Consider the following 21496-nt stretch of genomic DNA (forward strand, 5'->3'; position numbering starts at 1 on the left):
CTGCAGGGCAGCCCTGCAAAATCGGCGAGTGCAATCAATGCAATTTATCAGCCGTGGCGCGTAGCCCGGATGGAGCGAAGCGCAATCCGGGACGGTCTCACACGCGGATCATCCGGCCCCCGGATTTCGCTGCGCTCCATCGGGCTACGGGAACAACAATGCTACCGTTTCGCGCTCGCCTGCTCGGCGGAGCTCTGTGCGGCTTCGGCGAGCTTGGCGGAGATTGCCGCGGTTTCGGCCTGGCTTCCCCAGCTCGGCGCGTCACTGCCGTTGCCCCAGGCGCGCGGCCGGTAGAAGGTGTGCACGCCGGTCTTGTACATCTTCTTCATTTCATTGGCCCAGGACGGCCGCACCCAATAAGCGTGGTAGTGCGTCGACTTGTCGACTTCCGGCAACCAGAGCTGGCCGTCGAGCATCGCCTTGGCGATTTTCTGCGCGCGCTCCCACATATCGGGCTCGCGAATGACGTCCTTGTTGTTGTCGCAGGCGAAGGTGAACTGGCAGGCCAGATGGCGGTGCTTGTTCTGGTAGACCACGCCGCACACGGTTTCGGGATATTTGCCGGAGAAGGCGCGGTTCAGCACCACCTGCGCCACCGCGATCTGGCCCCGTACCGCTTCGCCGCGGGCTTCGAAATAGACCGCTTCCGCCAAACACTTCTCCGACTTGGCGCGCGACTTTTCATCGAACAGGCCGAGACGTTCGGCGGGCGTCTTGGCGCGCTGGTTGTCGGAATTGACTTCGCCCTTCGGCGCAACGCTCTCGCCCATCTCGCCGGCCCGCACCGGACCATCGGCATCGACCGGCAGCGAGGCCATCACTTTCATGTCGGGATCGGGAACAGCGCCCGGAATCACGATGACGGGCTCTTCGCCAGGTCGCCAGCGCTCGATGCTCTCCGGCGAGCCGAGCGACGAACCAAAGAACAGGCTCGAAGTCTTGAACGAGAAGCCGTCGCGCGGCGACGCCGGCGTGTGCGCGGCCTCGCGCTTTTCCGGAACAGTCTTGAGATCGTCTTGAGGCCTGGTTTCGAGCGACAGCGACATGTCGTATTGCGCCAGCGGCGGCGCGCGCAGCGCGGCCTGCAGCTCCGGATCGAGCGGCGCGCGCTCAACGGATGGCGCCATCTCGGCGGTCTTGGCGCCCTTGACCGATGTATTCGATGTCGCGGGGTCCTCGGTCGCCGGCGCGCGCCCGGCGGGGCTTGCGGTTTCAGCAGGCGGCGGCGTCACGACGAGACGATCGCCCTTCAGCGTGCGATCGACCTTGGGGAAATCGGCAGCGTGATAACGCGGCGGCGGAGCGACGAGCGGATTGCGCGTCACGGATCCCGTGATGTCGATGCCCTGGTTGTCGAGACTGGCGAGGCGGTAGGTCGCGGTTTGCGGCGAGGAGGTTCCGATCGGACGGCCGAAGGAGAACGTTGCGACCTGAATCGTGCCGGCGGACGAGAACACCCGCTTCTGCCAGCGCTCGGCGACGCCGGGCTGGCGCGCCAGCAGCGAAGCGATATCCTGATATCCGATCTCGGTCGGCATCAAAGCGAAGACGCAGAGACCGAGGCCGAAGGACGCGAACCGCGCGCCCTTCGGCTGGCTACGCAACACAAACATCGATACGCTCACGCAACACTTACACGATCGAACGTCAGTACATCCGTGCAATTCGACCTTTTTTGTTGGTATCGAATTTAGGTTGCCGGGGAGTTAATCGGCGTGGCCTGCGTGCTACACGCAAGACATCACGGGATTTTCGCGGATCGCATGAGAAGTGTTGGTAAACAGACGCGCGATGAAAGTGGTAAATATCCCGTCAACAAAGATGATGAAGAAAATTTTTTGCGCACGTACGCACCACGCTCGCCCACGTCGCGACGCGCGAGTTCCAATTCACGCTATCATGGTGAAAGCAGTCAATCGCAATGACGGCTTTCACGCGTGCGCCAAAACGCGAATGCCGGGGTCATCTAGCGCGAAGACGCGCTTCTGCCCGGGCATGACGTCGTATCCGTTGGTAGCGAGCGTTTAAACTACGCCTGGCTCGCGACCGTCTTGCCGAGCGCGGCCTGCGCGGCGGCGAGGCGGGCGATCGGCACGCGATAGGGTGAGCACGACACGTAGTCGAGCCCGATCTCGTGGCAGAACGCCACCGAGGCAGGATCGCCGCCATGCTCGCCGCAAATGCCGACCTTGAGACCGGGCCGGACCTTGCGGCCACGAGTGACGCCGATCTTCACCAGTTCGCCGACGCCATCGCGATCGACCGAGATGAACGGATCGATTTCCAAAATCCCCTTGCTGACATAGGTGCCGAGGAAGCTTGCGGCGTCGTCGCGGCTGATGCCGTAGGTGGTCTGGGTCAGGTCGTTGGTGCCGAACGAGAAGAACTCCGCGGTCTGCGCCACGTCGCCGGCCATCAGGCACGCGCGCGGAAGCTCGATCATGGTGCCGACTTGATAGGCGAGCTTCTTGCCGGTCTCCTTCATCACCGACTGCGCCATCGCGTCGATCCGCGCCTTGACCAGGTCGAACTCGGCCTTGGTCGCGATCAGCGGCACCATCACCTCGAGGCCGACAGCCTTGCTGGTGCGCTTCTCGGCTTCGACCGCCGCTTCGAAGATCGCACGCGCCTGCATCTCCGCGATCTCCGGATAGGCAATGGCGAGGCGGCAGCCGCGGAAGCCCAGCATCGGATTGAACTCGGCGAGATCGCGGGCACGATCGGCGAGCCGGCGCGGATCAGTGTTCATCGCGCGCGCGACTTCCTCGATCTCGGCCTGGGTGTGCGGCAGGAACTCGTGCAGCGGCGGATCGAGCAGGCGGATCGTGACCGGCAGGCCCTTCATGATCTCGAACAGCTCGACGAAATCGGCGCGCTGCATCGGCAGCAGTTTTGACAGCGCCGCGCGGCGCGACTGTTCATCCTCGGAAAGGATCATCTCGCGCACGGTGCGGATGCGGGTTTCCTCGAAGAACATGTGCTCGGTGCGGCACAGCCCGATGCCCTCGCCGCCGAACTTGATGGCGGTGCGCGCATCTTCCGGCGTATCCGCGTTGACGCGAACGCCGAGCTTGCGAACCTGATCGGCCCAGCCCATCAGCGTGCCGAATTCGCCCGACAGTTTCGGCTCGATCATCGGCATGCGGCCGGCCAGCACCTGGCCGAGCGAACCGTCGATGGTGATGACGTCGCCGGTCTTGAAGGTGCGCGAGCCGACACTCATCGTGCCCCGCCCGTAATCGACGCGAATGGCGCCGCAGCCGGAGACGCAGGGCTTGCCCATGCCGCGCGCGACCACGGCGGCGTGCGAGGTCATGCCACCGCGGGTGGTGAGAATGCCTTCAGCGGCGTGCATGCCGTGAATGTCTTCCGGGCTGGTTTCGACGCGCACCAGAATGACGTTGCGGCCGTCGGCCTGAAGTTTTGCGGCTTCGTCGGACGAGAACACGATCTCGCCCGATGCGGCGCCGGGCGAGGCCGGCAGGCCGGTCGCGATGACGTCGCGCTTGGCCGCGGGATCGATGGTCGGATGCAGCAATTGATCCAGCGAAGCCGGATCGATCCGCATCACCGCGTCCTTTTTCGAGATCAGGCCTTCATTGGCGAGTTCGACCGCGATGCGCAGCGCGGCTTTCGCCGTGCGCTTGCCGCCGCGGGTCTGCAGCATCCACAACTTGCCCTGCTCGACCGTGAACTCCATGTCCTGCATGTCGCGGTAGTGCTTTTCGAGCAGCGTGTAGAACCGCGTCAGCTCCTTGAAGGCTTCCGGCATCGCGCTTTCCATCGACGGCTTGTCGGAGCCGGATTCCTGGCGCGCTTCCTCGGTGATGTCCTGCGGCGTGCGAATGCCCGCCACCACGTCCTCACCCTGCGCGTTGATCAGGAACTCGCCGTAGAGCTTGCTCTCGCCGGTGGAGGGATTGCGGGTGAACGCTACTCCGGTCGCGGAGGTCTCGCCCATGTTGCCGAACACCATGGCCTGCACGTTGACGGCGGTGCCCCAGGATTCCGGGATGTCGTGCAGGCGGCGATAGGTCACCGCACGCGTATTCATCCAGGATGAGAACACCGCGCCGATCGCGCCCCACAATTGCTCGTGCGGATCCTGTGGGAAATCCTTGCCGGTCTCGCGCGCCACGGCTTCCTTGTACTTGCCGACCAGCTCGACCCAGTCGTCGCCGGAGAGATCAGTGTCGAGCGTATAGCCCTGGCTGTCCTTGAAGGTGTCGAGGATGTCCTCGAAGTGATGATGCTCGAAGCCGAGCACCACGTCCGAATACATCGTGATGAAGCGGCGATAGCTGTCATAGGCGAAGCGGCGATCGCCGGAGAGATCGGCGAGCGCTTCGACCGTCTTGTCGTTGAGGCCGAGATTAAGCACGGTGTCCATCATGCCCGGCATCGAGGCGCGGCCGCCGGAGCGGACCGAGACCAGAAGCGGATTCTTCGAATCGCCGAACGCCTTTCCGGTCAGCTTGCCGACATGATCGAGCGCCTTCTCCACCTGCGTCTTCAGCGCGGCGGGATAGGATTTGTCGTGCGCGTAGAAATAGGTGCAGACCGAGGTCGGAATGGTGAAGCCCGGAGGCACCGGCAGGCCGAGATTGGCCATTTCCGCGAGGTTGGCGCCCTTGCCGCCCAAGAGGTCGCGCAGGCCCGCTTTGCCCTCCGCCTTGCCGTCCCCGAAGGTATAGACCCACTTGCCGGATTTTACCGCGTCAGTGGCCGGCTTGCGGACTGCGGCCTTCTTGGCCGCGACCTTGGCGGCCGGCTTGGCCGGGGCCTTCTTCAGCGCCTTGCGGGCGGAAGGGGCCACAGCGGCCTTGGACTGGGCCGATGGCTTTGATTTCGCTACAGATTTCACTGCAGCCTTCTTGGACTTCGCGACGGCTTTGGCCATGGATTCCAACTATCCGAAAAGGTGAGAAGATTGCGCGCCTTACACCACTTTGAAGGGTTCCGCGCAAGCCGCGAAACCCTGCTTTCCTGCGGTATTCGAGATACCGGTTCGCGTGAAGAAGAAAACGCGTCAAACAGGAATCTAGCGTTTCGGTTCTGATTCAATCAGAACCGAAACGCTAGAACCGAAACATCTTGAACACGCCGAGGCCGGCCAAACCGACTACGATCAGGTAGATGGCGACGATGAAATTCAGGAACCGGGGCATAATCAGAATCAAGACTCCCGCAATCAGCGCGACGATCGGGGAAATGTGCGCAGCAGTGATGGTCATTGAAATCTCCGGCTGATGGGTGGGGAATCGAATCGAGGGCCGCAACTTAACCGCTGGCGCGGTTTCGGAATAGCAAGACGCTCACGACTTCAAAGGGTTCCAGGCTCCGCAACAATTCCCCAGAAATGCCGCGTATGAGGCCGCGGTTTTGCCGGAACAATGCCGCGCGGGATGAATTGGCCCGCATGTGTGTGCTGGTGAAAGCCGGCGCCTCTCTTCTCGCGAAGGAGTTGACCATGCGGAACAGACTACTTGCCATTGCGGCGATCGCCGGTGCGATGGCTGCCCCGATCGCGGCTCAGGCGCAAAGCACGATCACCACCGGCACCACCGGCGGCAGCACGGTCGTCATCGGCGAACACGAAGGCATCACTGCCGACCAGCGGCCGGCCTTCCGCGAATACATCGTGCGTGAGCGCGTGCCGAACTACACGATTTCCGAGCGCGTGACGGTTGGCGCCGTGCTGCCGGAAGCCGGCGTGACCTATTACGACGTGCCGCAATCGTTCGGCATGACGCCCTATCGCTACACCGTGGTGAACGGCCAGACGATACTGGTCGAACCGCGTTCGCGCCGCATCGTTCAGGTGGTCGATTGACCTTCAGTAGCCTGAACGATTGGTCCGGGCGCCGCGCAAGCGGATGTGCGCGAGATACGACCGGACAAAAAGCCCCGCCCGGTGTGTCCCCTCCGGGCGGGGTTTTCTTTGGCCCGGATGCGGTGCAGCTTGGTTCGGCTACTCGCGAATTTCCAGCCCCGGCTTCTTCACCACGAGCCGATGAATCTTCTTTCCGGATGAGGCGCTGACTGCCTCTTCATCCAGCAACACCGTCGTCGCCTTCAATTCCGCCAGCACCAAGGCGGAATCGAAGGCCGCGTAAAGCCGTCCCTGCGCGTCGCGTTGATCAGCGCCCTCGGTAACGCGCCAGCTCAGATAGAGAATACCGCTGGGCTTGACGATATCGAGCAGACGGCGAACCGATGCCGCTATCTGCTTGCGGTCGAGATGCATGATCACGGTTTCGCACAGGACGTTATCGAAGGTGCCTACGCCGCGCAGTTCGGGCAATTCGGCATGCGCGAACTTGAACGAGGGATATCGCCGGCGCGCCTCGTTGAGCAGGCCTTCGGAAGGATCGAAGCCCACGGCCGAAAAACCGTTCGCGTGGAGCCAGGCGACTTCGCGGCCGCAGCCGCAGCCGATATCCGCCGAGGTGCCGCCGCGCACGAAAAACCGCTCGACGACCTCCTGCAGGTCGACGGGCGCCGGCTGAGCGAGCCAGTCCTTCGCGAACGCCGCCGCATCCAGTTCGTAAGCGGCGAGCGTCTGACGGTCCATGATCTAGCCTTCGATCTTCGAAAAATCCGCAACCGCGCGGGTCGCCGCGCGGACCTCGTTCAGGAGCTTTAGTCGGTTCTCGCGCACCTTGGGTTCATCGTCATTGACCTTGACCTTGTCGAAGAACGCATCGACCGCCGGACGCAACTTGGCCATCGCGCTCATTGCGCTGGCGAAATCTTCCCTGGCAACGGCGGAGCCGGCTTCGCCCTTGACCTGATCGATCGCGCTGGCGAGCGCCTTTTCCTCAGGCAAATTGTAAAGCCCGGTATCCGGGGCGCCGTCAAACGTGCGCTTGTCCTTTTTCTCCTCGATCGCAAGGATGTTACTCGCGCGCTTGGTCCCTGCAAGCAGGTTCTTGCCGTCGTCGGTGTCAAGGAACTTTCCGAGCGCCTCGACGCGTCGAACAACCAGGAGCAAATCGTCCTGCCCCCCGAGCGAAAACACGGCATCGACGAGATCGTGGCGCGCGCCCTGGTCGCGGAGCTGGACTTTCAGGCGGTCGGCGAAGAAGGCGAGGAGATCGCCCGGAAGTTTCTGGCCGTCGACGATCGCTTCCCTCGGGCGCTTGTTAAGCAAGCCGCCTAGCGCCGAGATAGCCACATTCAGGATCGAGACACGAAGTGCGTTCTCGACGATCAGCCTGATGACACCGAGCGCGGCGCGGCGCAGCGCATAGGGGTCCTTGCTGCCGGTCGGCTTCTCGTCGATTGCCCAGAAGCCAACCAGCGTATCGATCTTGTCCGCCAGTGCGACCGCCACGCTCACCGGATCGGTAGGAACGCGATCGGCGGGGCCTTGCGGCTTGTAATGCTCCTCGCTCGCGGCGGCGACGGTGGCATCCTCGCTCTGGGCCTGCGCGTAATACTTCCCCATCAAGCCCTGCAGCTCGGGAAATTCGCCGACGACTTCAGTGAGCAAATCGGCTTTTGCCAGATGGGCGGCGCGCTTGGCCTTCCCGACATCGGCGCCGACCAGCGGCGCGATCTCCGCCGCCAGCCGCTCGATCCGCTTGATCCGCTCGGCCTGCGTGCCGAGCTTCTCGTGAAACACGATCTGATCGAATTTTGGCAGCCGGCTCTCGAGCTTGGTCTTCAGATCCGTCTCGTAGAAGAATTTCGCGTCCGACAGCCTTGCGCGGATCACGCGCTCGTTGCCGCCGACGATGGTCTTGCCGCCGTCGGTGGCTTCGATGTTGGCGGTGAGGATGAATTTGTTGGTCAGCTTGCCCGTCTTGGGATCGCTGACCACAAAGCATTTCTGGTTGTTGCGGATGGTCGCGCGGATCACCTCGTCCGGGATCGTGAGATACTCTTTATCGAACGATCCCATCAACGCGATCGGCCATTCGACGAGGCCTGCGACCTCGTCCGCCAGCGCCTGGTCCTCGACCAGCTCAAAGCCTTGTGCGAACGCCAACTGTTTTGCGTCGGCCAGGATGATGTCCTTGCGGGCCTGCGGATCGAGAACGACCTTTGCAGCCTTCAGCTTCGCTTCGTAGTCCTCGAAGCGGCGCACGGAGATCGCAGCGGGCGCCATGAAGCGGTGGCCGAACGTGGTCTGCCCGGCTTCGATGCCGTCGACGGAAAACTTCACCACGTCGGGGTCTTCGGTCTCCGGACCAAAGGTCGCGATGATCGAATGCAGCGGCCGCACCCAGGAGAACGAGCCTGACCTGGCCGAACGTTCGCCCCAGCGCATCGATTTCGGCCATGGGAAGGTTCTGATGATGACGGGTAGAATCTCGGCGAGCACGTCGAGCGTGGCGCGTCCCGGCTTTTCGATCAGCGCGATGTAGAAATCGCCCTTCTTCGGGTCGGTCTGGATCTTGGCGTCTTCGATCCGGGCGAGACCCGTGGCCTTCAAGAATCCCTGGATCGCCGCATCGGCGCCGCCGACGCGCGGGCCGCGGCGTTCTTCCTTCAGATCGGATTGCCGCGCCGGGATGCCGTGCACGGTCAGCGCCAGCCGCCGCGGCGTCGCGAACGCTTTTGCGCCCTCATAGACGAGGCCTTCGGCAACGAGCTTGTCGGTGACCATGCGGCGCAGATCGTCCGCCGCCTTCGCCTGCATGCGCGCGGGGATTTCTTCGGAGAACAGCTCCAGCAGAAGATCAGGCATCAGATCGCCCTGCCCGCTTCGGTGTGTACCCAGGCTTCGCCGCAGGCCTTTGCCAGTTCGCGCACCCGCATGATGTAGCTCTGCCGCTCGGTCACAGAGATCACGCCGCGCGCATCCAGGAGATTGAAAACGTGGCTCGCCTTGATGCACTGGTCATAGGCCGGCAGCGCCATCAGATGTTCTTTCTGGTTGCCGCCCTCGCGCCACCCGACGGCGAGATACTTTTTGCAGGCGTCTTCCGCCATCCTGAACTGCTCGAACAGCATCATGGTGTCGGCATATTCGAAATTGTGCCGCGAATATTCCTGCTCGGCCTGCAGGAACACGTCGCCATAGGTGACCTTGTCGGCGCCGTCACGGCCATTAAAATTAAGATCGTAGACGCGGTCGACGCCCTGCACATACATCGCAAGACGCTCGAGCCCATAGGTGAGCTCGCCGGCAACCGGCGCGCATTCGACGCCCGCGACCTGCTGGAAGTAGGTGAACTGGCTGACTTCCATGCCGTCGCACCAGCACTCCCAACCCAGTCCCCACGCGCCGAGCGTCGGGCTCTCCCAATCGTCCTCGACGAAGCGGATATCGTGCAGGCTGGAATCGATGCCGATCGCGGCCAGCGACTTCAGGTACAGGTCCTGAAGGTTCGGCGGCGACGGCTTCATGATCACCTGAAACTGATAATAGTGCTGCATCCGGTTGGGATTTTCGCCGTAACGGCCGTCCTTGGGCCGCCGCGAGGGCTGCACATAGGCCGCGTTCCAGCGCTTCGGACCGAGCGCGCGCAGCGTCGTCGCAGGATGGAACGTGCCGGCGCCCATTTCCATGTCGTAGGGCTGCAGGATCACGCAGCCCTGCTCTGCCCAGAACCGTTGCAGGGCGAGGATGAAGCCCTGGAACGAACGTTCCGGGCGCATATGGGCAGGAAGTGCGTCCATCGGCAGTGTCGGTCTCGCGAAGGGGGGTTTAAGAGCGCGGGACCGTATCGACGCGGCGGCAGGGAATCAAGGCGATGGGCGGCGGATGTCGCTCTCCGTCATTCCGGGGCGCGCATCAGCGCGAACTATGGGGCGCCCTTGCGCCCCTGAGAATCTCGAGATTCCGGGTTCGATGCTTCGCACCGCCCCGGAATGACGAAAGGTTAACCCGGCCGATAAGCTCCGGTGACGGGGTCGCGGCGCAGCGTCGGAATATCGCCCGTCTGGGTCTCGGCGACGCGTGCCAGGCGCGCCTCTTCCAACTCCCTGTTGATGCGGACGGCGGTCTTGTAGGCCCATCGGACCACGGCGAGCCCACCCAGGGCACCCGCGAATGCGATCAGCGGCGGCATCGGTCGATCCTTGTCGTTCACGTGTCAGCCCCCAATGGGTGCATTGTCGCCCAAGCCGGCCTGCGCCGCAATTCCGCTTTTGGGACTAAATGGCGCGGCTCGATGACCTGCAGTTGATTTCTAGAACCCGAATTTGGCCCAAATCGCCCGGGTCTCGAGCGCCGAAATCAGGTCATCCGGCAGTCCCCCGATACCGTCGAATGCGGCCAGCGAACCCGCTCCCGGCGACCTGCGGCCCAACAGCCCGGACAGCATGCCGCTGGCGGGCGCAATGACAGGCGTCAGCACCTTCTCACCGTAACGCTCGCGCAGCGTCGACCTGATATCGCCGATCTTGTCCGCAAGACCCAGCGACACGGACTTCTCGCCCGCCCAGTACTCGCCGGTGAACAAGACGTCCTCGGTTCCCTTGAGCCGCGCACCGCGGCTCCCCTTGACCAGCGCGATGAAGATGGCGTGGATCTCGCGCTGAAGCGCCTTCAGGCGCGCCACGTCATCGGGATCTTCGGGCAAGAACGGATCGAGCATCGCCTTGTGCTCGCCTGCCGTGTAAAGCCGCCGCTCGACGCCAATTCGCTTGAGCAGGTCCTGAAAACCGAAACTGCCGCCGACCACGCCGATCGAGCCGAGGATCGAGGACGGATCGCAGAATATCTCGTCGCCGGCGCAGGCGATCATGTAGCCGCCGGAGGCCGCGACGTCCTCGACGAACACCAGCACCGGCAGTTTCTTTTCCGCGGCAAGCTGCCTGATCCGCAAATAGATCTGCCGCGATTGCACCGGCGAACCGCCGGGCGAATTGATCACCAGCGCCACCGCCTTGGCGTGTTTGGTGGCGAAAGCGCGCTCCAGCGTCTTGGCGATGCCCGCCAGCGTCAGGCCCGGCCGCAACGGCGTCACCGCGCCGATGACACCCGACAGGCGGACCACCGGGACGACGGCAGCGTCGCGCCGGAATTTTGCCGGAATGAGTTGCTTCACCCTGTCAATGAGGTTCGGCAATCCCGCGCGATCACTTAATTGTTCACTCATGCCGTTACCTCGAATTAACCATTTTTTATCGCGCCAGTGTCATTGCAAAGGCCGGAACGCCTTTTGCATTGCAGACGTTAAAGCTGCAATGGCGCAGCGGAGACTGACATGAAAATCTACCTGCTGATAATGCTCATCGGCAGCCTTCTGGCCGCGATCCACTTTACATCGGCACCCAAACAACAGTCAGAGACGCTTCCGCAATAGCGTCCTGTTCCTAAAAATGGGCGTGCGAGCCACCGTTACGGGGACGCGAGCGGCAAGCTCCCCTTCCCGGCTAAAATCTCCTGCACTCTTTTATTGGGCGCGCCCTGCTCGTCATTGAGCATCAGGGCGGGATGGATTTGTGTCGGCGTCCGCCCACCCTTGGTGGCGCGAACCAGGACGCGATTGGCAGGTGCCCGCGGCTCGCCGTGAACCGGCAGGAGCTGCAAGCTCCCGAAACCGTGATCGAGCGCCGAGAGCACCTCGGCAATTCCATCGGCGCGCCAGACCAGCGTCAACGCTCCCCTCGATTTGAGAATGCGCCGCGCGGCGTGAACCCATTTCGAGAGCGTCGTTGCGGTCGCCATATGCGCGGTCCCGCGCGCCGTGTCCGGCGAGACGCGATGCCGCGCGGGATCGTTGAAGGGCGGGTTCATCAGCACCGCATCGACGCTGTCAGGCGCTAATCCGGCAGCGGCAAAAGCCGAGGCATCGGCTTCCACATCGAGCACGATCACGTCAGCGTGAATCGCATTGGCATCCGCATTGGCGCGCGCAAGCCCTGCCAGCGCGGCATCGATCTCGACCAGGACGAGATCGATGCCGGTCACGCGCCTGGCGACCGCCAGGCCCGCGGCCCCGACGCCGGCGCCGAGATCGACCACGCGGTCGCCCGAACGGGCTGGCGTCGCCGCCGCCAGCAGCACCGCATCGTGACCGGCGCGATGTCCGGATTTTAGTTGCATCAAACGCAATTGCCCGCCGAGAAACGCATCTTCGGTGAGTTCGAGTACCGGGTCAGTCATCGGGGCGCAATTCGTGAGCCAGGCCCGCCTCGGCCAGCAACTGGCGGGCCGCGCGATTGTCATCCTCGTGAACCAGGATGCGGCGTGGCAGGATGCCGAGCGATCCCTCGATGACGCTCATGTTCTGATCCAGCACCAGATGATGGATATTGGCGCCGTCGAGCAGCGCGCCGACTGCGGAAACCAGCACGATATCGTTGGTCCTGACCAATTCCCGCAAGGGACGCTCTCCTTTTCGCCCGGGTGCGACAGCGGCACCGGGTCTGTCAACCGCTACGTGCCCTTGCCGCCTTAGCCGGCACTTTCTATTGTAGAACAAGGATAGTGCGAATTGGCCAAAATTGGAGACCCGCGTGGCGGTTATTGTACCCTTCGAAAGCCCGAACGCTTCGATCGACGCGCTGGTCGGGCTTGTCGCCGCCGACATGGAGCGGGTCAACGCCACGATCCTGTCGCGGACGGGGTCGGAAGTCACCATGATTCCGGAAGTCGCCAACCACCTGATCTCGTCGGGCGGCAAACGTCTCCGCCCGATGCTGACGCTGGCGATGGCAAACCTCACCGGCTATTCCGGCGACGGCCATATCAAGCTCGCGGCTTCCGTCGAATTCATGCACACCGCGACGCTGTTGCATGATGACGTGGTCGACGAGAGCGAGCTGCGCCGCGGCAAGCTGTCGGCGCGGATGCTGTGGGGCAATGAGGCGAGCGTGCTGGTCGGCGACTTCCTGCTCGGCCAGGCTTTTCGCATGATGGTCGAGGTCGGCTCGCTGCGCGCGCTGGACATTCTCTCCTCCGCCGCGGCCACCATCGCCGAAGGCGAAGTGATGCAGCTTGCGGCCGCCAAGAACACCGCGACCACCGAGGACGAATACCTCGCCGTCATCCGAGGCAAGACCGCCGAACTGTTTGCCGCGGCTTGCGAGGTCGGGCCCGTGATCGCCAACCGGCCGAAGGCCGAGCAGACCGCGTGCCGCTCGGTCGGCATGAATCTCGGCATCGCGTTCCAGCTCGTCGACGACGTGCTGGACTATGGCGGCAAGGCCGCGAAACTCGGCAAGAACATCGGCGATGATTTCCGCGAGGGCAAGATCACGCTGCCGGTGGTGCTGGCGTTCCGCCGCGGCAATGACGGCGAGCGCAAGTTCTGGGTCAAGGCGTTGGAGCGTGGCGAGATCGGCGACAGCGACCTCGATCATGCCATCGGGTTGATGACCAAGCACCGCGCGCTGGAAGACACGATCAGCCGCGCCCAGCACTACGGCGCGATGGCCGTCGACGCGCTGGCGCTGTTCCCGGCCTCGCCGATGAAGACTGCGCTGGAGCAGGTCGTGGCGTTCTGTCTGGCGAGATCGCATTAACGCGCACCGCCGTCATTGCCTGCGACAAACGCGAAGCGTTTGCGCAAGGGAGCGAAGCGACGAAGCAATCCATGCTTCCTTTGCGGCCCAATGGATTGCTTCGCTTCGCTCGCAATGACGCCGCTACTATCATTCACGCCGTTGGCAGCCTATTGATGGGTTTCGCTTCGCTCTACCCATCCTACAAGAGAGATCGCATTGAACGGCACCAGTTTCACGTTGTTTCTCCTGGCCGCGCTTGTCATCGCCGCTGTCCCCGGTCCTGGAATCTTCTACGTCGCCGCGAGGACGCTGTCGGGCGGCAAGCGAGCCGGCATCGCGTCGACGTTCGGGACGGCGCTCGGCGGGCTCGTGCATGTGATCGCGGGCGCGCTTGGCGTCTCGGCGATCATCCTTGCCAGTGCCGAGCTGTTCACCGTACTCAAATTCGCAGGCGCGCTCTATCTGGTCTGGCTTGGCCTCAAGACGTTTCGCGAGGCGCGCGATCTGCTGCCGCAACAGGCCATCGCTGCCGGTACAGAACGGGTGTTTCGGGAAGGCGTGCTGGTCGAAGCCCTCAACCCGAAGACCGCGGCCTTCTTTCTGGCTTTCATTCCGCAATTCCTCGACCCGGCCGGCGGCTACCCTGCGCTCCAGTTCATCGCGCTCGGCCTGATCTCGGTGGCGCTCAACACGCTGGCCGATGTCGTCGTGGTGATGCTGGCCGCGACGGCGCGCGCCGGTCTCACGCGCAATCCGAATCTGCTTCAACGATTGCGGCAGGGCTCGGGGCTGTTCATCGCAAGCCTTGGTATTTCGCTGGCGCTGGCGCGGCGGCCAGCGAGCTAGCCGTAGGGTGGGCAAAGGCGCTCTTGCGCCGTGCCCACCATCAACAATTTCACTCGGAATGGTGGGCACGCTTCGCTTTGCCCACCTACGAAATCGAGCTAACTCAGCGTTCCCGCATGCACCCACCATCCGGGGTGATCGCGCCGGATCTTCTCCGCCGCGCGGCCGGCTTCGGCGGTGTTCTCGTAGATCGCAAAGCAGGTGGCGCCCGATCCGGACATCCGCGCCAGCCAGGCGCCGTTGGTCGCGTTGAGCGCCGCGATGACGTCACCGATCACGGGCTGGACGCGCATGGCCGGCGCTTCCAGATCGTTGGAACTGGCGGCGAGTGCTTCAACCCAGTCCTCGAGCGATGCTACCCCGTCGGGCCAGTGGTCCTGCAGCAGCACGTCGGTGGCGCCGACCAGCAATTCGCCGTTGCGCAGGCCCAGCGCGGCAAAGACGTCCTTGGTCGCGACGGGAACGCCGGGATTGACCATCACGCAGGGCATTTTCGGCAGGTTCAGCGGCTGCAGCGTTTCGCCGACGCCGGTCATGACGCAGCCGCGTGAGTTGACGCAGACCGGTACATCGGCGCCGGTCAGTTCCGCGACCTCGATGATGCGGGGATCGTCGAGCGCGAGCCCGTTCAATTGCGAAAGCAGCCGCAACGCCGCCGCGGCATCGGCCGAACCTCCGCCGATTCCGGCCGCCACCGGCAAGACCTTGTCGAGCGAGAAGCTGCCGGCCTTCATATTTGGTACGCGCTCGGCCAGCAGGCGCGCGGCCTTGAGCACCAGATTGTCCGACGTCTCGCCGCAAGCCAGCGCCAGCGGCCCGGACATCTTCAATTCCAGATTCGAACCCGGCGTCAATGTCAGCCGGTCGGCGCAGTCGGCGAACGCCACCACGCTTTCGAGATCATGAAAGCCGTCCGCACGACGGCCGTTCACCTGCAAGGTCAGGTTGACCTTGGCGCGCGCCTCATCACTCAATGCCGGCATTACCGAACAGCCCCCAAAGTCCTTGTCTCAGCCGCCCCTGCCGTCTTCTTTCTTCTTGTCGGCGGAAGCCGCAGAAGAGGTGTCTTCGGGCAGACCGTTGGCGATCTTGGCCTCGATCTTCGGCAATTCCTCCGCCTCGGGCTTGAGGTCGCGGGCATGGGCCCACTGGAATTTGGCTTCCAGCGTGCGCCCGACGCGCCAATAGGCATCGCCGAGATGGTCGTTGATGGTCGGATCCTCGGGCTTGAGATCGATCGCACGCTCGAGATTCTTCACCGCGTCCTCAAAATTACCGATCCGGTAAAACGCCCAGCCCAGCGAATCCACGATGTAGCCGTCGTCGGGGCGCTGATCGACGGCGCGCCTGATCATCTTCATGCCTTCGTCGAGGTTGATGCCCTGATCGATCCAGGAATAGCCGAGATAGTTGAGGACATGCGGCTGCTCGGGCTGCAGCTCCAGCGCCTTGCGCATGTCGGTCTCGGCCTTGCTCCACTGCTTGGAACGTTCCTCGCAAATGCCACGATAATAATAGGTGACCCAGGTGTTCTTGTCGGTCACCCCGGGCATCGCATCGATCGCCAGCGAATAGGTGTTGGCGCAATCGTTGAATTTCTTTCGGCCGCGCTCGATGTTGCCGAGCGCCATGATGGCCTCGATATCTTTCGGAGCTTCCCCAGTGACGCCCTTCAGGATCTTGATCGCCTCTTCGCTACGGTCGGCGGCGTCGAGATTGGTGGCAAGCTGGATCTGCGCATTGCGCTTGAGCGGCGAACTGGCCGGCATGCGCTCGTAGACCTTGATCGCCATCTGGGGCTTCTTCACAGACTCATAGAGATCGGCGAGCGACAGCAGCGCCAGCGGATGATTGGGCTGCAGGTAGAGCGCGAGCTGCAGATAGACCAGCGCCAAATCCTCGCCACCGCGGCGGGTCAGCGTGGCGCCGATGCCGTACAGCGCCTCGGCTGCGCCGGCCTGCGCCGAATCGACCAGCGGCGACATCTTTTTGCCGGCCCGGGTGTCACGCAGCCCTTCCTGCACCAGCGGATGCCGCGGCAGCTTTTTGTCGAACGCCTCGTAAATGCCGGCCGCCGCCGCGCCGTCCTTGTTGCGCGACAACCAGCGCGCATAGGCGTCGGACACGCGCAGCATCGAATCGTCGAGCTTGTAGGCGCGCTCGAACCGCGTGCCGGCATCCTTGTCCTTGCCCGATATTTCCAGGATCATCCCGGTGTGGAGATCCTTGAAGATCGGATACCATTCGGGGCCGGTCAGCTTGTCGATACCTGCAACCGCCGCCTTGGCATCGCCCGCGCCGTAGCTCGCCCATCCCGACAGCAGCGTCGCCACCAGGTCGGTAATCGGTCCGCGGATCGACTGGTTGATGTTGAGCTGCGCGGCGGGATATTTCTTCTGCTTGAGGTCGCGGACGCCGACCACCAGCCGCGCGACGCGGTTCGCCTTGTCCATCGTCAGGATGCGATCGGCGAGCTTGACCGCTTCATCGATGTCGCCATCGGCAAGCGAGGAGATGAAGGCGCGGTCCAAAAGTTCGTTGTTCTTCGGATCGGTGCGCAGCGCGGAGCGATAGAACGCCGCGGCCGAAGCCGCGTCGCGCTCGACGCTGGCGTGGCGCGCGGCCAGATAGCTGCCGGACGTCGTCAGCGATTTCAGATCGGCCTTGCTGGGGAATTGCGCGGCGTTATCGCCCGTGTGTTCGGGCGTCTGGGCCAAAACCGCAGCCGGTGCGGCCAGTGCGGCGAGAGTAATTGCGGCGAAGGTCCAACGATTCATACGAGTGGAAAGCATCACGTTCGCCTTGCTCCAGGATGTATGGCGGGATCGTTACGATCGGTCTCGAATGCAAACCCAAGCGGCGGCATCTCGGGCAGCGACAATGCCGCTTTTGGCCCTCAACCGCAAGGATACGGGTTGGCGAATCGATTGGCAGATTAGGCCCTTGAGGCTTCGATTTAGCCAGCTCAACCCGGAAACGCTTTTACTATGGCGGTATCGTGGCCGGAGGCGGTATCACCCTCCTCCAGCTCACGCAATCGTGGTCTACGGCCTCGCTACATACCCTGGTAGTTGGGCCCGCCGCCGCCCTCGGGCGGAACCCAGGTGATATTGCCGTTCGGGTCCTTCACGTCGCAGGTTTTGCAGTGGACGCAGTTCTGGGCGTTGATCTGGAAGCGCGGACCTGAGGTTTCCTCGACCCATTCGTAGACGCCGGCCGGGCAATAGCGGTTCGACGGACCGGCATAGACATCGTGCTCGGACGCCTTCTGCAGGTTCATGTCGGCGACCTTGAGATGAACCGGCTGGTCCTCTTCATGATTGGTATTGGAAAGGAACACCGACGACAGCTTGTCGAAAGTCAACTTGCCGTCCGGCTTGGGATAGGCGATCGGGGTGTGCGCCTTCGCCGCATCCAGCGTCTTGCGGTCGGGCTTGGCGTGCGACTGGGTTCCGAACAGCGAGAAGCCCAGCGTGTTGCACCACATGTCGAAGCCGCCGAGCGCGACGCCGATGATGGTGCCGAACTTCGACCACAGCGGCTTGACGTTACGAACCCGGTGCAGGTCTCGGCCGACGGCGGAATCCCGCCAGGCGTTCTCATATTCGACCAGTTCGTCGTTGGCGCGCCCGGCGGTAAGCGCTGCGGCGACATGTTCGGCGGCGAGCATGCCGCTGCCCATCGCATTGTGCACGCCCTTGATGCGCGGCACGTTGACGAAGCCGGCGGCGCAGCCGATCAGCGCACCACCCGGGAAACTCAGACGCGGCACCGACTGATAGCCGCCCTCAGTAATGGCGCGCGCGCCATAGGAAAGCCGCTTGCCGCCTTCGAACACGGTGCGAATCGAAGGATGGGTCTTGAAGCGCTGGAATTCGTCGAACGGCGACAGATACGGATCGTCGTAATTGAGATGCACGACGAAGCCGACCGCCACCTTGTTGTCGTCGTAGTGGTAGAGGAATGAGCCGCCGCCAGTCGAATTGTTGAGCGGCCAGCCGAACGAATGCTGGATCAGGCCCTTCTGGTGTTTTGCGGGATCGATCTCCCAGACTTCCTTCAGCCCGATGCCGAATTTCGACGGCTCACTCTTGGCGTCGAGCGAGTATTTCGCGATCAACTGCTTGCTCAGGCTGCCGCGCGCACCTTCGGCGAACAGCGTGTACTTGCCCAGCAGTTCCATGCCGCGCGTGAAAGAATCCTTGAGGCTGCCATCCCTGGCAATGCCCATGTCGCCGGTCGCGATACCTCGCACCGCTCCGTTGTCATCATAAAGTACCTCGGCCGCGGCAAAGCCCGGATAGATTTCGACGCCGAGCGCCTCCGCCTTCGGCCCCAGCCAGCGGCAGACATCGCCGAGCGAGCCGATATAGCAGTGATGGTTATTCATCAGCGGCGGCATGGCGAAGTTCGGCAGCCGGATCGCGCTGGTTGCGGTGGTCCAGTAGAAGCGATCGTCCTTGACCTGCGTCTTCAGCGGACAATCCGCGTCCTCACGCCAGTCCGGGATCAGTTTGTCGAGGGACACCGGATCGATCACGGCGCCTGAGAGAATATGCGCGCCGACTTCGGAACCCTTCTCCACCACGACGATGCTGAGATCGGCATTGAGCTGCTTCAGCCGGATCGCCGCGGCAAGGCCCGACGGCCCGGCGCCGACGATCACGACGTCGAATTCCATGGATTCGCGGGGAGGAAGTTCTTCTGCACTCATGATCTGATCTCAGCCCGATTGAGAACGGCTCTAAAGGCTGGTTGTTTCCGATTTTTGCGCCGATAACAACCATGGAAATGCGAGGCGAGGCGTTTCACGCCGGCGCGATCCATATTAGATTGGCATAATGGATTTGATCCCCGAACCCGCGCCTAATATCAGGCAATTGCTGGCCTTTTATCTGGAGGCCGGGGTCGATTGCGCGTTGACGGAGGCGCCGGTCGATCGGCTGAGCGAGCCCGACGCCCCGATAGCCCCCGTCCCGGTCCGCGAGACGACGCCAGCCCGCCCGATCAGGGAAGTGCCCGCCGCGACGCCGGCGGTTCCGCGCAGCGAAATAGCGCCCCCGCCGGAAGCGGCGATCGCCATCGCGCGCGAAGCGGCGCGAACGGCGCCGACGCTGGAAGCGCTGTGCACGCTCCTGGAAAATTTCGAGGGCTGCGCGCTGAAAAACACCGCGACGCGGCTGGTGTTTGCCGACGGCAATCCGCAGGCGCGCATCATGTTCGTCGGTGAGGCGCCCGGGCGGGACGAAGACATCGAGGGCCTGCCCTTTGTCGGGCGTTCCGGCAAATTGCTCGACCGGATGATCGCGGCGATCGGGCTCGACCGCAGCAAGGCCTATATCGCCAACGTGATCCCCTGGCGACCGCCCGGCAACCGGACGCCGACGCCGCAGGAAACGCAAATCTGCCTGCCGTTCATCCAGCGGCAGATCGAGCTCGTGAACCCGGACGTGCTGGTGACGCTCGGCAATCCCTCGACGCAAACGCTGCTGTCAACCCGCGAGGGCATCATGAGGACCCGCGGGAAATGGTTCGACTACGACACCGGCACCCGCACCATCCGCGCCATGGCGACGTTCCATCCGGCCTACCTGTTGCGGTCGCCCTCCTACAAGCGGATGTCGTGGCAGGATCTGCGCGCGATTGCAAAGGCACTTGAGCAGACAGTGTCTCCCTCATCTTGAGGAGCCCGCAAAGCGGGCGTCTCGAAGGATGGGCCGAGGGACCGACTACGGCGCCTTCGGCCGCACGATGGCCCAGCCGACGCGCAACAGCGGCTGGCGGCCGTTCACCATCCATTCGAAAGCGCGCGGCACTTCCGGCACCAGGCCCGGAAAGCGTTGCGCGATCTCGGGAGGCGGCGTGCCTGAGGTGTCGGAGGCGCGCCAGACCACGACGCCGCCGGTCTCGCTGAATTTCGCCGCCGACAGCCACGGCGTTCGTTCCGGCGTGGCGTCGAGCAACAGATGCGGGCGCCCGGCGCTCATCGCGATGAAACTCGCCAGTTGCGGATCGCCGGCTACCGCGCGCAGCCGCTGGTTGGTTCGCCGTTCGAAATTGTCGCCGAAGAAATGCGCAATCGCCTTCGCCGGCAACGCGGTCGGCACTTCGGCAGCGCCGGTCCACGGCAGAACAAACGCGGTCGCGATCACCGCGACAGCGGGAGCGGCGACCGCCGCGGCCCAGACCGTGCGCAACATGCGCTGACGCCGCAGGTGAATCAGATCGCCGGTCGCCACGATCACGGCAAGCCCCGACATTAGCAATGCAACGCCCGCGCCGCCCACGACGTGGTCGAAATTGAACAGCCCGGCCAGGAAACTTCCGAGCAGCGCCGGGGCGATGGCGAAGAAATAGACGAAGTCGCGCGCCAGCGGATCGACCGGCGGCCGATAGATGATCGGCGCTTCCCCGGCATTGCGGGCGAACCAGCCGGAATTGAGGATTGCCAGCAGCACGATGGCGGACATCGCCAGCGCCAGGCCGATGAGCAGCCCACCCCATTGCAGGACGCGCGCGCCAAGATCGGAGATCGCGGGCCATGGCGGCATGGCGAGTGCGTCGGCGCGGAGCAGCCAGATCAGATAGGGTAACACCAGGACGGCGATCACGAGCAGCGCATAGAGCGGGTCGAGCGACATCAAGACCCGCCGCCCCCGCACGGTGGCAACGGCAAATCCGGCGAGCAGCAGCAATATTCCGGGCGCGGCCGACGTCGTCAGCAGCAGCAGCCCGGCCTCGATCGACCAGGCGAACCACGCATTGCGCCGGTTCTGGCCGATCAATTGCCAGGAATGCAGCAAAAGCAGCGCCCACAGCGGGCGTGCCAGCACCAGCGGGCCGAACTCGACGCCGGGCGAGCTGAACGCCACCACCGTCAGCGAGAGCAGGACCGCGAGCACCGCCTGCTGCCCGCCGACGATCGCGCGGGCCAGTTGATAATAGACCCAGAAGGTGACGACGGCGCAGGCCTGCGCCAGCAGATAGACGCCGAACATGTTGTTGCCGGCGGCTCGGAAAGCAATGTCAGCGAGCCAGAACGCCAGCGGCGGACCGAGCCAGGTTCCGACCTGGTACTCCCGGCCGAAGGCCAGCACGGTCGCAAGGTCGCCGGGCGGACTCGGATAGAGCAGCATCGGCAGGATCAGCCAAAGCCCGGCCTGGGCCAGCACCACGATCCAGACCACCAGGCGCGGCCGGGCGCGGATCAGTTCGACAACGAGCGAGGTGAAGCGCATGAAAC

18 protein-coding genes are annotated in these 21496 nt (G+C 63.6%); 4 read left to right on the forward strand and 14 right to left on the reverse strand.

The annotated features are described in order from the left end of the window. Nucleotides 1–161: 161 nt before the first annotated feature. From V1286_RS25790 to V1286_RS25800, 3 genes are all read right to left on the reverse strand, one after another. Nucleotides 162–1613, reverse strand: coding sequence for a cell wall hydrolase (locus V1286_RS25790; RefSeq protein WP_334484276.1), 1452 nt, complete (start codon nt 1611–1613; stop codon nt 162–164). A gap of 416 nt (nt 1614–2029) precedes the next feature. After that, nucleotides 2030–4900 carry a pyruvate, phosphate dikinase gene (ppdK, locus tag V1286_RS25795; RefSeq protein WP_334484278.1) on the reverse strand — a complete coding sequence of 957 codons (2871 nt, stop codon included), beginning with the start codon at nt 4898–4900 and terminating at the stop codon, nt 2030–2032. 178 nt (nt 4901–5078) lie between these two features. After that, nucleotides 5079–5234 (reverse strand): DUF3096 domain-containing protein, encoded by a 156-nt coding sequence (locus V1286_RS25800; protein WP_334484280.1) that lies wholly within the window; start codon nt 5232–5234, stop codon nt 5079–5081. 236 nt (nt 5235–5470) lie between these two features. Between V1286_RS25800 and V1286_RS25805 the strand changes: the two genes are divergently transcribed. Next, nucleotides 5471–5833 (forward strand): DUF1236 domain-containing protein, encoded by a 363-nt coding sequence (locus V1286_RS25805; RefSeq protein WP_334484283.1) that lies wholly within the window; start codon nt 5471–5473, stop codon nt 5831–5833. 138 nt (nt 5834–5971) lie between these two features. Here the strand turns inward: V1286_RS25805 and V1286_RS25810 are convergent, their stop codons facing one another. From V1286_RS25810 to V1286_RS25840, 7 genes are all read right to left on the reverse strand, one after another. Beyond that, entirely contained in the window at nt 5972–6574 is a 603-nt protein-coding gene (locus V1286_RS25810) for a class I SAM-dependent methyltransferase (protein ID WP_108518527.1), read from the reverse strand. Nucleotides 6575–6577: 3 nt separating this feature from the next. Further along, nucleotides 6578–8695 (reverse strand): glycine--tRNA ligase subunit beta, encoded by a 2118-nt coding sequence (gene glyS, locus V1286_RS25815; protein ID WP_334484286.1) that lies wholly within the window; start codon nt 8693–8695, stop codon nt 6578–6580. Then, the gene (locus V1286_RS25820; protein ID WP_334484288.1) at nt 8695–9630 is read right to left on the reverse strand and encodes a glycine--tRNA ligase subunit alpha; all 936 of its coding nucleotides are present in this window, start codon (nt 9628–9630) and stop codon (nt 8695–8697) included. The genes glyS and V1286_RS25820 overlap by 1 nt, the downstream gene beginning before the upstream one ends. Before the next feature lie 203 nt (nt 9631–9833). After that, entirely contained in the window at nt 9834–10022 is a 189-nt protein-coding gene (locus tag V1286_RS25825) for a hypothetical protein (RefSeq protein WP_334489892.1), read from the reverse strand. 120 nt (nt 10023–10142) lie between these two features. After that, on the reverse strand, nt 10143–11054 hold the full coding sequence (locus V1286_RS25830) for a S49 family peptidase (RefSeq protein ID WP_334484290.1): 912 nt from the start codon (nt 11052–11054) through the stop codon (nt 10143–10145). A gap of 242 nt (nt 11055–11296) precedes the next feature. Beyond that, nucleotides 11297–12064 carry a tRNA1(Val) (adenine(37)-N6)-methyltransferase gene (locus tag V1286_RS25835; protein ID WP_334484292.1) on the reverse strand — a complete coding sequence of 256 codons (768 nt, stop codon included), beginning with the start codon at nt 12062–12064 and terminating at the stop codon, nt 11297–11299. Next, on the reverse strand, nt 12057–12284 hold the full coding sequence (locus V1286_RS25840; protein ID WP_212420243.1) for a putative signal transducing protein: 228 nt from the start codon (nt 12282–12284) through the stop codon (nt 12057–12059). The genes V1286_RS25835 and V1286_RS25840 overlap by 8 nt, the downstream gene beginning before the upstream one ends. Nucleotides 12285–12417: 133 nt before the next feature. Between V1286_RS25840 and V1286_RS25845 the strand changes: the two genes are divergently transcribed. After that, entirely contained in the window at nt 12418–13425 is a 1008-nt protein-coding gene (locus V1286_RS25845; RefSeq protein WP_334484295.1) for a polyprenyl synthetase family protein, read from the forward strand. 198 nt (nt 13426–13623) lie between these two features. Further along, complete coding sequence (locus tag V1286_RS25850; protein ID WP_334484298.1) at nt 13624–14253, forward strand: LysE family translocator; 630 nt, start codon at nt 13624–13626, stop codon at nt 14251–14253. A gap of 98 nt (nt 14254–14351) precedes the next feature. On the opposite strand, the gene V1286_RS25855 is transcribed toward V1286_RS25850, so the two are convergent. From V1286_RS25855 to V1286_RS25865, 3 genes are all read right to left on the reverse strand, one after another. After that, a complete protein-coding gene (locus V1286_RS25855) occupies nt 14352–15236 on the reverse strand; it encodes a 4-(cytidine 5'-diphospho)-2-C-methyl-D-erythritol kinase (RefSeq protein WP_334484301.1) in 885 nt (294 codons plus the stop codon). 27 nt (nt 15237–15263) lie between these two features. Next, complete coding sequence (locus tag V1286_RS25860; RefSeq protein WP_334484303.1) at nt 15264–17045, reverse strand: tetratricopeptide repeat protein; 1782 nt, start codon at nt 17043–17045, stop codon at nt 15264–15266. Between the two features lie 263 nt (nt 17046–17308). Then, nucleotides 17309–18967, reverse strand: a complete 1659-nt coding sequence (locus V1286_RS25865; RefSeq protein WP_334484306.1) for an electron transfer flavoprotein-ubiquinone oxidoreductase — start codon at nt 18965–18967, stop codon at nt 17309–17311. A 133-nt stretch (nt 18968–19100) separates the two neighbouring features. On the opposite strand from V1286_RS25865, the gene V1286_RS25870 reads away from it, so the two are divergent. Further along, nucleotides 19101–19937, forward strand: coding sequence for a uracil-DNA glycosylase (locus tag V1286_RS25870; protein ID WP_334489895.1), 837 nt, complete (start codon nt 19101–19103; stop codon nt 19935–19937). 45 nt (nt 19938–19982) lie between these two features. Here the strand turns inward: V1286_RS25870 and V1286_RS25875 are convergent, their stop codons facing one another. Then, a complete protein-coding gene (locus V1286_RS25875; RefSeq protein ID WP_334484309.1) occupies nt 19983–21491 on the reverse strand; it encodes a glycosyltransferase family 39 protein in 1509 nt (502 codons plus the stop codon). Nucleotides 21492–21496 lie beyond the last annotated feature (5 nt).

The organism is Bradyrhizobium algeriense, from assembly GCF_036924595.1.
Lineage (GTDB): Bacteria > Pseudomonadota > Alphaproteobacteria > Rhizobiales > Xanthobacteraceae > Bradyrhizobium > Bradyrhizobium algeriense.